Annotated in this window: 1 protein-coding gene; it reads right to left on the reverse strand. The window is 40.7% G+C overall.

The features are described 5' to 3' along the window. The coding region (locus SB717_RS38895) for an ATP-binding protein (RefSeq protein WP_486360822.1) at nt 1-243 on the reverse strand (243 nt) is incomplete at both ends.

The raw sequence follows: 243 nt of genomic DNA on the forward strand, positions 1-243 counted from the left end.
CTCGTATTCATCTCCATGAAATAAAAGGTTTTCGTTTTATATTCATAAATAAACTCAACCGTACCAGCACCTGTATAATCAACCGCTACCGCCGCTTTAACTGCCGCTTCACCCATCTGCTTGCGAATATCTTCATCAAGTGCAGGTGATGGACTTTCTTCTAATAGTTTTTGCAAACGGCGCTGAATTGTACAATCACGCTCTCCTAAATGAATGGCATTTCCGTGTGTATCTGCCATTATT

This window comes from Priestia sp. SIMBA_032 (genome assembly GCF_046535215.1).
Taxonomy (GTDB): Bacteria; Bacillota; Bacilli; order Bacillales; family Bacillaceae_H; genus Priestia; species Priestia aryabhattai.